This window comes from Pseudomonas sp. NPDC088890 (genome assembly GCF_044900155.1).
Classification (GTDB): domain Bacteria; phylum Pseudomonadota; class Gammaproteobacteria; order Pseudomonadales; family Pseudomonadaceae; genus Aquipseudomonas; species Aquipseudomonas urmiensis.
This window is the reverse complement of sequence record NZ_JBJDNG010000003.1, coordinates 375566-385964: the sequence shown is the minus strand read 5'-3', so window position 1 is coordinate 385964 and position 10399 is coordinate 375566. Positions and strand designations below refer to the sequence as shown.

The following is a 10399-nucleotide window of genomic DNA, read 5'->3' as shown; positions in this document are numbered from 1 at the left end:
CAACGTCGTTATTGCAAGACGCAGTGAAGAAACCCGCTCAGCACTTCAATCGTCCAGCCAACCTCTTTCCCAAGCCCGCAGTGCATCGCCGCGCAGCACATAATCGCGCATCACTCGCTCATGCAGTTCGTCGCCCATTTTGTAGCTGGCGACCGGGTCGCTCAGATGCATGCGGATAGCTTGCAACCAATCATCGGTACTGTTGCTGCGCACCCGGGTGCAGGGCAAGTCACCGCGATAGGCCTCAGTGTCGGAGCACACCACAGGGTATCGGCAAGCCCCGTATTCGAGCAGGCGCAGGTTGCTCTTGCAGTCATTGAAAATATGCTGCTCCAACGGTGCCAGCGCCAGATCCAGGTTCAAGCTGGCCAACTTGCGCGGGTAATCGTGCAAGCCAATCGCCGGGTGGAACTCATGCACATAGGGCAGCAGGTTATCCGGGCACATACCGAAGAATACCCATTCGACGTGAGCGGCTAATTCCCGCACAACCTCTGCGATCACCTCCAGGTCTCCGCCATGGCTGGTTCCCCCGCCCCAACCGATGCGCGGCTTGGACGAGGTCGCGCGCAGGCTCTGCAAGCCTGTCCATAGGTGCGGAGCCAGCGTGTTAGGGACTACGCGAATGTCGCGATGCATACTCGACAAAGCGTTCGCCAGTGCCTGAGTGGTCACGACCACCCGATCGCATAAGCTGATACTCCTGCGCAGATGCTGTTCGATGTCCGCCGGCTTGTTGCGTGCATGACTGTTCTTCGACGGGGCAGCCAGCACATAGTCATCGATTTCGAATACCCTTCGAGCCGATGAGATTCGCGCGATGCGCTCGATATCCTGCGCCGTCCCTGCGGTGTGCCGAAGCTGCAGGACCACCACGTCCGGATTCATCCGTGCCAACTGCACGGTGTTGGGGGACTCATGGGCAACGTGGCCGATCACCCTTCCCGCGCCCTCAAGCTCAATGAACGGCTGGATGACCCGGTAGTGACCGACCGCCGAGGCATTGATAGGCAGGCAAAGCACCGATGGCACTATTCTCGCGCACAGCGGGTTCCAGCTGCCACGAATGGTTGGCTCGACCGCAAAGTTAGCGACGGTCAGGTTGAGGTTGGGGTTGTATGCCGGGTCCTGGATCAAACGCGGCAGCCATTGATCAACGAAAGCCTGTATCTGGTTATCGGGCCGTGCCAGACCTTTTGCCGATCCTCCACTGGGTAACGCGCGCATGTGCACGTAAGGTGTCCACACCACCAGGTAGCCTTCGCCAGTGACCCTCAGGCACAGGTCAAGCTCACACAAGCCTACGGAGAACTGTTGCGAACGCAAGCCGCCCAGGTCCTGCCACAACGATTTGCGAATGAGCAGGCAGTCGCCGCTGACTGCGCTCCAGTTCTGCACTGACTGCAAGCGCTGCAGATAGCCCCGGGCGTGGGCATCCTCCCCGGCGAACGCCGGGCCTGCGGCCTGACCGACACCCAGCACCCTGCCCGCCTCAAGCACTTGGTCGAAGCGGTCGATGATCTTGGCGCCTACCACACCCACTTCGGGGCGTTGCGCATGTTGGAGCATTTCATCCAGCCAGTCAGGCTGGGTCACACGCAATTGCGCCGATAGCCTGAGCAAGTACTCACCGCCAACTTGCCGGGCTGCACGGTCGAACAGCGCGCACTCGTCACCGCGCATGGGTAAGCGCAGCACCCGTAGGATACCGCCGCCGATATCGGCCATCGCTGCCAGCCAGGCCGTTGTGGCGGGGTCGACTTCGCCCCCGGCAACTACGACCACCTCGTACCGCGGATAGGTGGTTTGCTCAATGATGCTCTGCACACACTGCTGCAGACTTCCAAGGTCGTCCGCGCAAGCCACGACAATCGACACCAAAGGTTTTTCGGCATGCAGATACTGCACGCGGTTGAGCAGCGCCAAGGCGCCTTGGTGGAGCTGATGCTCGATGCCAAGACGTGTCAGATGGGCCTGCACGACCGGGCCGTTGTGCTCCAGCACCACCGCCGACGACATCCATTGCGCGTAGCCGAACGCGGACTGCACCTGCACTTCGGCAATGTGGCCGATCACCTGGGGACCGCGAGCCTCCATCAAGCGCCAGAGCAGATCATGAGGGGCCAGCTCGGCGAATGCCGGGTTGAATCCGTCCAACGCTTTAAGTGCCGAACAAGAAAATGCCAAGGTGCGCCCCACATAGGGGTAGCTGCGGAACAGGTCGATGTTGAAGTCCGGCTTGAACACCGGCTCTTGCGATTGGCCGTCGTGCCAGGTGGCCTCGTCACTGTAGAGGCAAGCCAAGCCAGGGAATAGCGCGATGCGTTCGGCCAACACCAGTAGCGCCGATTCACTGACGCGGTCGCCCGCACGCAGCAGGTAGACCCAGTCGTCCTCGGCCAGCGTTGCCACCTCGTGGTTGAGCTGGGCAACCCAATCTTGTTCAAGCGTCAAGAAGCTTGTCGCAGCGCCGCCGCTGCTGACAGGCAACGCAGAGAATACCCGGCAGGCATGACGCTCATAGATCTGCCCGGCAAGGCTGTCCAAGGTCGCCTGCAACTCAGCGCGATCGCCCTCCAGGTCCAGGACCAGCACAACGATCCGCGGCTGCCGTGGCCATGCCGCCAACACTTGTGGCAACTGCCGGCGCTGGGCATCGCTGAAGCGGCGCGCCTGCAGCCACTGCTGGTAGAACTCAGCATAGCTTTCACAATCGCTACCCACGCGACCCTGCATGCAGGTTTGCCAGTTGCTCAGCATCAGTTGCAGATTGGTTTCCTGCCATTGCCTCGGCATCTCCCCGGCCTGGCTCAGTGGCAACTGTCGAACCCAGCCCTTCGCCGGGGCGGCTTCGCCACCTCGGGCCTGCAGCATCTGCTGCAGCCATCCCCACTCGACGCTGGCTGCCTGCACAACCTCGGGACGCCTGCTCACCCGCTCGGGATGCAGGCGCTCGACTGCCAGGACGTCAGCGATCACCGCCACATCCCCTCGGCGCATCAGGCAAGTGAACAGCGCCTGGTCCAGCAGCGCGACGAAACCCTGGCCATCCTGGGTCAAGGCCCGCAACAGGTCCAGGGCCGGTTGCCGGCGCATCAAGGCGGCGGAAAAGTTGCCCAGGAACTTGAACGCATGCCCGTCCTGGAAAGCCAGTATGTCGTCCCCTTTGAACACGGTGTCGAAGCTCACGAAACGCGCGTTCGACAACCGCATAGGCAGCATGCAGTTACCTGCGTCGGAGAACACGCGCTGGGCCAGCACCAAACTGATGTCGGCGTGGGCCTGGAGCAACGCCGCCTGGCGCTCGATACACAAGGGGAACAGCCGATCATCGTCACAGAGCACCTTGACCAGCTCGCTGCTAGCCAGCTCCACAGCCTTGACCAGGTTGCCCGCGAAGCCCAAGTGGGTCTCGTTACGCACGTAGCGCACAGCGGCGACGCCGACGCCGTCGAAGGAGCGAACGATCGCTTCGATCTCTTCGCCCTGGCTGTCATCGCATACCAGGATCTCCAGGCGTTCATAGGTTTGCGCCAGCGCGCTTTGCAGCGCCATTGCGAAAAAACGCGGATTGTAGGCAGGGATTACGATACTGACGGCGGGATGAGCGTTCACGATATAAGACCTTCGCGGGGCCGTGCATCAGGCCCCGCAAGGGCCTGATGCAGGTGGGATGAGGCAGCAGGAGGGATCAGATGTAGTTGACCAGCGACAACCCGGAGATTTTTACATAGGCCTGTAGCGAAGCTTGCAGCATGTTGGACTGCATCTGCAGACGCAGCATGACCTCGGCGGGATCGCTTTCGCGGATCGAACTCTGCGTCTTGGTGTTCTCAGTACCCAGCGCCTCATTGGTCTCGGCCTGGACATCAAGCGCCGCGCCACGTCCACCGATCGAGCTGATCGAGGCGCTCACCTGGTTCATGGCACTGCCCACGTTGCCAATGGCCGAGTCCAGCGCAGCCTTGAAATTCTGCCGGGCCACCGGATCGGAGTCCACAGGCGTGCTGAGCGCTTTACGCAGTTGGCCGATCGTATCGAGGACGTTCTGGGTCTGGTGCGTGTCGGCCTTGACGGCGAACGAGTCCCCAGCATCCGGCGCTGTGGAAAGCTCGAAAGTCACTCCCGCCGCTGTGGCTGTATACGGATCACCAGCGGTACCGGTGCCGGCCAATGTGCCGCTGCCGATCGGCCGACTGTCGGCGCTCATCGGCGCGGCATACAAATCGAACTGGGTCGGGTCGCTGTCGGAGATCTTGAGAATCGCCCCACCGCCCGGGAAAGCTGCGTCGTACAGTGCCTGATCGGTGATGCTGGCGCCGGTTACCTGGCTCGCCGAAGGACCGTTGCCAGGGCTACGAGTACCAGTGATGCTGTCTTGCTTGGCGCTTAGGGTGAAGACATGACCGGCGATGGCCGCATCACGGTCAGCGTCGTCACCGTCCTTGAAGGAGATATCCAGACGCAGATCGACACCGCGGAAGTTGATCGTAGTGTTTTCACCTTGCGGATCGAACTTGCCACCCTGGCTCGCTTCCAGGGTCACGTCGTTACCGTTGCTATCGGTAATCTTGAATTGAGTGCTGCTGGTGAACTCGATGCTGTACGGCTCGCCGCTGCGGAAGCGGTCGTTGTACAGCGAGCTGCCCGATACCTGGCCATTGGACAGACTGACACGGCCATCGTCGATGGCCGGGGTGGTCAGCTTGGTCTCGCTACGGCTGGTGTTCAAGGCCTGTTCGAAAGCGCTGTAGCCGGTCTCGTTGGCCGCCAGGCTGAGCATGTCGCCAACCTGCAACATCAAGTTGCTTTGGTCGCCCTGATAGCTGTAGGTGCCATCAGCATTGCGCACGTACGGCGGGGTATCACCCTTGGAGCCGGAGAACAGGTATTTGCCGTTTTCATCCCGGCTGTTCATCAGCGAGAACAACTGATCTTCCAGCGACGCCAGCTCATCGGCATTGGCTTTACGGTCGGCGTCTGTGAAACCAGCGTTGCCGGAGCTGATGGCCAGCTCGTTGACCCGCTGCAAGATAGTACCGATCGAGTTCAGTGTGCTTTCGGCAGTACCCAGCGCGTTACGCACGTTGGTGATGTTGCCGGAGTATTGCTTGAGCATGTTTTGCTGTTGCTCAAGCTGCAGCAGACGCGCCGCGCCCACCGGATCGTCGGCCGCTGTGCGGATTCGCAGGCCGTCGCTGGCATCCTGCTGGCTCTTCACCGCGTTAGCGAAGTTGCGCTGATAGTTGGCACTACTGGTGTTGTAGAACTGCGAAGTGGAAATGCGCACGGTCTACGGCTCCTTAAAGGCTGTTGATCAAGGTGGCGAAGGTTTCCTGGGCCGCCTTGATGATCTGCGACGACGCGGTGTAGTACTGCTGGAACTTGATCAGGTTGCCGGTTTCTTCGTCGATCGAGACGCCCGACAACGAGTTACGGCTGTCCAACGCAGAGGTGTGCAGGGCATTGGTAGCATCGCTGTCCATTTTCGCCTGGCCGGTCTTGCCGCCGACGTTGGAGACCAGCTTGGCGTAGGCGTCGGTAAAGCTGATGCCCTTGCCATTGGCGCCGACGTCGACGGTCGACTTGGTCTGCAGGTCGATCACCGACTGGGCATTACGGTTATCCGCCGAGCCCGCACCGGTCAGCGCCACGGTGTAGCTGTCACCGTTCTTCGGTGCGCCGTTGACGTTCATCTCGAAGGTGAAGTTTTCCCCGGTCGGATTGCCGCTGGCATCGACCACCGGCACCGATAACTGAAGCTTGTTGTCCTGCCCAGGGATGATCGTGCCGCTGCCGATCGGGTCGCCCTTGGCGTTGAACAGGGTGTAGGTCTGCGGCGAGCTCGCATCGTCGCCGAACACCAGTTTGACCGGGGTGGAATTCTTCAGACCGTTCTGCATGGCGCTGAGCTGGGCCGAATCGTAGATGTCCAGTTCAGTGGTCAGGGTCGGCTGGGTGATCACCCCGGTACCTTTGTTGCCCGAGCCACTGGTGGCGGTCAACGGCGAGGCCAAGGCCAGGCGCTTGGGATCGGTCAGCACCGATTCGATGCTCGCTGCAGCATTGCGGGTCGGGGTGATCTTGAAGCTGTCACCGGCCGCCAAGCCGCCGCCATTGAGCGACAGGGTGAAGCCGTCGATCACCGGTGGCGGCGTGGTGGTGAGGTCGAAGCTGCCCATCTCGGTGTTGTCCGGCAGGCGGCGCACGGTGTATTCGGTGGCGCTGGTGAAGGTGACCTGGTAGTCGTTGGTGGTCAGCTTGCCGGTGTCCTTGATGGTCACATCGAGGTTGCCGGAGCCTGTACTGTTGCCCAGCTTGGGCACGCTGCGTTCGCTGATGGCCTTGAGGCTGTTGATGTCGCCGAACAGGCTGGCGCCAAAGTTGCCGTTCTTGTCGATGCCCTGGGCCAGCTGGCTGTTGATCGCATCGGCGACGACCAGGGCCACTCGGCCGAGCTCGTTGAGCGCAGGGTCGAGGGTTTCCTTGCGGTAGCGAATCAGCCCGCCCAGCTCACCACCGGTGGTGCTGTTGGTGATGTCCATCTTGGTCGAGCCGCGATTGAGGATCAGGCTCATGCGGGTCGGATCGGTCGCGCTTGGCTCAACGCCAATGGTCTGGGTGGTACTGCCCAGCACCAGTGCCTGACCGTTCTTCAGGTAGATGTCGTAGTTGCCGTTTTTCTGCTCGACGACATCGGCACCGATCAGTGCGGTCAACTCACGCACTGCGCCGTCACGCTGGTCGAGCAAGTCATTGGGCTGGCCGGTAATGGCGCCGACCTTGGAGATCTGCTCGTTGAGATCGGCAATGGTCTTGGTCAGGTTGTTCACCTGAGTGGCGAGCGAGGCCATGTTGCTGTTGAGGTTGCTGTTCTGCTGGTTGAGCTGCGACGACAGGGTGTTGAAGCGCTTGGCCAGGGTCTGGGCACTGGTCAGCAGCAACTGGCGCGAAGCATCCTCGGTCGGCTTGGCCGAGGCATCCTGCATGGCGCTGAAAAAGCTCTGCAGGGCGGCGGTAATACCGGTGTCGGCGCTCGACAGGGCGGTATCGAGCGGCGTGATCTGGTTCAGGTAGGAAGTGGCGTCGCTGGACAGCGAAGTGGTGGTGCGCAGCTGGTTTTCCAGGTAGGCGTTGTACACCCGGCGCACGTCGGCCAGGGTTGTCCCGGTACCGATGAAGACCTGGCCGGTCTGCTGGCCGCCCTTGGTTTTCTGCACGTTCTGCTGGCGCGAGTAGCTCTCGACATCGGCGTTGGCGATGTTGTTACCCAGGGTATACATCCCGGACTGGGCAGCTCCCAGCCCGGACATGCCAATATTGATCAAACTCGCCATGGATCCCTACCCTTAAAGTTGCGTTGTGGTACCGAGCATTGCGTAGCTCTCGTACGACTTCATCTGTCTTGCGATCTGCGAGATCTTGCTGGCGTAGTTCGGGTCGGTGGCGTACCCGGCCTTTTGCAGCTCTCGCACGAACTGTTCTGGGTTATCGGCTGACTTCACCGCATCTTGATAGCGCGAATTGTTCTGCAGCAGGCTGACCAGGTCGTGGAAGCTGTCCTGGTAGGAGTCGTAGGAACGGAACGCTGCGGTCTCCTTGACGAACTGGCCGTCGCGGAACTCGCTGGTGATCGCCCGCGCCTCACCGCCCTGCCAACTACCGGTCGCCTTGATGCCAAACAGGTTGTGGCTGCTGCTGCCATCGGTGTTGCGCATGACCGACTTGCCCCAACCCGTTTCCAGCGCCGCCTGGGCCACCAGGTAGCGCGGATCGATACCGATTCGCTTGGCGGCCTGCTCGGCCATCGGCAGCATGGTGGCGACGAACTCGTCGCTGTTGCCAAAGGCTTTCTTCGGCGCCAGCGGTGGCTGGGCCATGGCCCGCCCGAGGATGCGCGTGCCGCCATCGGCAGCAGCGAAGGCTTGCGCCGGCTCCCAGTCGCCCTTGACCACACCATTGACCAATTGCCCATCGCGCGCAGGAATCGCCGCCGTATTGGTTGCAACCGCAGGATTGCCCGCCGACGGCACGATGCCCGCCAGCAACCGATCGGTCAGCTTGCCCGGCAACGACAGGCGCCGCGAATTGAGCGCCGCCACATCGTTGCGCGTGGCGCTGCCGGCATTGGCATGCACAGGCTCGGCCACCCTGTTACCCCACAGGGCCGGGCCAGCGCCCTCGCCACGAGGGAACGGGCTGGTACTGGCTACTGGGCTCTTCTGCTTGGACAGCTGGCGCACCAGCACGTCCTGCAAACCAATACCGCCACCTTCGCGGGACATGCTCACGGCCAGCTGCTGGTCGTACATGTCGCGGTACTGCTTGACCGTCTCGGTGTTCATCGGGTTGTCTTCGGCCAGCACATCGGTGGCCTTGCGCGAGGCTTTGAGCATCTCGCTGATGAACAGCGACTCGAACTCCTGAGCCACCTTGCGCACGTTGGCCTCGCTGTCGCGATCTCCGTGCTTGAGTGACGTCAGGCGATTGAGGTCGGTGTAGGCACCGCTGTCGGCTGGGCTGGAAACCAGGCTCTTGGAGTTCATGCTCGGTCCTCAGATCACGATCAGGTCAGCTTGCAACGCGCCAGCCTGCTTGAGCGCTTCAAGGATCGCCATCAAGTCGCTGGGTGCCGCGCCGACCTGGTTCACCGCGCGGACGATTTCATCCAGCGTGGTGCCCGGGCCGAACTTGAACATCGGCTTGGCTTCTTGCTCGGCATTGACCCGCGAACGCGGCACCACGGCAGTCTGGCCGTTGGAGAACGGACCTGGCTGGCTGACGATCGGATCTTCGGTAATGGTTACAGTCAGGCTGCCGTGGGTGACCGCCGCTGGTGAAACCTTGACGTTCTGACCGATAACGATGGTGCCGGTGCGCGAGTTGATGATGACCTTGGCCACCGCCTGGCCCGGATCGATCTCAAGGTTCTCCAGGATCGACAGGTAATCGACCCGCTGGCTTGGATCCATCGGCGCAGTCACGCGCACCGAACCACCATCGACCGCCTGGGCGACGCCTGGGCCGAGCAAATCATTGACCTTGTCGACGATGCGCTTGGCGGTGGTGAAGTCAGGGCGATTAAGGTTCAAGGTCAGGCTATTGCCCTGGTTGAAACCGCTCGGCACTGCGCGCTCGACACTGGCGCCACCCGGAATCCGACCGGCCGACGGTACGTTGACGGTAATCTTCGAGCCGTCGCGGCCTTCGGCGTCAAAGCCGCCGACCACCAGGTTGCCCTGGGCGATGGCGTAGACGTTGCCGTCGATACCCTTGAGCGGCGTCATCAACAGGCTGCCACCGCGCAAGCTCTTGGAGTTACCAATCGAGGAGACGGTGATATCGACCACCTGGCCCGGCTTGGCAAACGCTGGCAGGTCGGCATGCACCGACACCGCGGCGACGTTCTTGAGCTGCACGTTACCGGAGCCCGCCGGCACCTTGATGCCGAACTGCGAGAGCATGTTGTTGAACGTCTGCAGGGTGAACGGGGTTTGCGTGGTCTGGTCACCGGTGCCATTCAAGCCCACCACCAGGCCATAGCCAATCAGCTGGTTGGTACGTACTCCAGAAATGCTGGCGATGTCCTTCAGGCGCTCGGCATGAGCGCCGAACGCTGCGGATAAAAGAACGGTTGCGGCAATCAGCTGCCTGAAGTTGAACATGGGCATCCGCACTCAGAAAGGCCAAAGCGGGCTGATGAAGAAGCGATCCAACCATCCGGGCTGGCTGGCGTCGGCAAACGAACCCGTCCCCGAGTAGGTGATGCGCGCATCGGCGACACGGGTCGAGGGCACGGTGTTGTCAGTGGCGATGTCATCGGCGCGCACCAACCCTGCGATACGCACCAGCTCGTCACCGGTATTGAGCGTCATCCACTTCTCACCGCGCACCGCCACGATACCGTTGGGCAGCACTTCAGCCACGGTCACAGTGATGGAGCCGGTCAGGGTATTGCCCTGGGCTGCCTTGCTGTCACCCTTGGTCGCACGGCTCCCGCTGTAGCCGGCTTCGAGCGACAGGTCGCCGCTGCCGAACGGATTGTTGGTGTTGGGCACCGCGCCGAACAACGAGGTCAACCCCAGGTTGGCGGTGCTGTCCTTGTCGATCTGCGAGTTGGCACTCTTGCTCGCCGAGGTGCGCTCGTTGAGGGTGATGGTGATGATGTCACCGACCCGGAACGCCTTACGGTCGCTGTACAGGTTCTGCTCGAAACCGGCCTGGTAGATCGAACCGTTGTTGGCCGACGCCGGCAACGGGGTGCGCGGCAATACCGGCGCGTAGTACGGGTCGTTGGGCTTGGGCGTCGGCGCGACGCAACCGGCCAACAACACCGCCCCCCCCAGGGCGAATACGGACAACAGACGATTCATGACGCTTACCTCACGGTGGAACAGAC

The 10399-nt window shown here is 61.8% G+C and carries 6 protein-coding genes; all 6 read right to left on the bottom strand.

What is annotated here, in order from left to right; all coding sequences use genetic code 11:
* Positions 1-45: 45 nt before the first annotated feature.
* The 6 genes from ACI2JX_RS09555 to flgH all read right to left on the bottom strand — a co-directional run bounded on the left by ACI2JX_RS09555 (position 46) and on the right by flgH (position 10373).
* The gene (locus ACI2JX_RS09555; RefSeq protein WP_404689962.1) at positions 46-3615 is read right to left on the bottom strand and encodes a glycosyltransferase; all 3570 of its coding nucleotides are present in this window, start codon (positions 3613-3615) and stop codon (positions 46-48) included.
* A gap of 76 nt (positions 3616-3691) precedes the next feature.
* The gene (locus ACI2JX_RS09550; RefSeq protein ID WP_404689961.1) at positions 3692-5290 is read right to left on the bottom strand and encodes a flagellar hook-associated protein 3; all 1599 of its coding nucleotides are present in this window, start codon (positions 5288-5290) and stop codon (positions 3692-3694) included.
* A gap of 13 nt (positions 5291-5303) precedes the next feature.
* Positions 5304-7337 carry a flagellar hook-associated protein FlgK gene (gene flgK, locus ACI2JX_RS09545; RefSeq protein ID WP_404689960.1) on the bottom strand — a complete coding sequence of 678 codons (2034 nt, stop codon included), beginning with the start codon at positions 7335-7337 and terminating at the stop codon, positions 5304-5306.
* 12 nt (positions 7338-7349) lie between these two features.
* Positions 7350-8546, bottom strand: coding sequence for a flagellar assembly peptidoglycan hydrolase FlgJ (flgJ, locus tag ACI2JX_RS09540; protein WP_264235073.1), 1197 nt, complete (start codon positions 8544-8546; stop codon positions 7350-7352).
* A 9-nt stretch (positions 8547-8555) separates the two neighbouring features.
* Positions 8556-9665: a flagellar basal body P-ring protein FlgI gene (locus ACI2JX_RS09535; RefSeq protein WP_186555949.1), complete on the bottom strand. Its 1110-nt coding sequence runs from the start codon at positions 9663-9665 to the stop codon at positions 8556-8558.
* 12 nt (positions 9666-9677) lie between these two features.
* Positions 9678-10373 carry a flagellar basal body L-ring protein FlgH gene (gene flgH, locus ACI2JX_RS09530; protein WP_186555948.1) on the bottom strand — a complete coding sequence of 232 codons (696 nt, stop codon included), beginning with the start codon at positions 10371-10373 and terminating at the stop codon, positions 9678-9680.
* Between the last annotated feature and the right edge of the window lie 26 nt (positions 10374-10399).

Coding starts and splice junctions, on each gene's coding strand:
- flgH (WP_186555948.1), bottom strand. CDS start 10,373: ATGAATCGTCTGTTGTCCGTATTCGCCCTGGGGGGGGCGGTGTTGTTG.
- ACI2JX_RS09535 (WP_186555949.1), bottom strand. CDS start 9,665: ATGTTCAACTTCAGGCAGCTGATTGCCGCAACCGTTCTTTTATCCGCA.
- flgJ (WP_264235073.1), bottom strand. CDS start 8,546: ATGAACTCCAAGAGCCTGGTTTCCAGCCCAGCCGACAGCGGTGCCTAC.
- flgK (WP_404689960.1), bottom strand. CDS start 7,337: ATGGCGAGTTTGATCAATATTGGCATGTCCGGGCTGGGAGCTGCCCAG.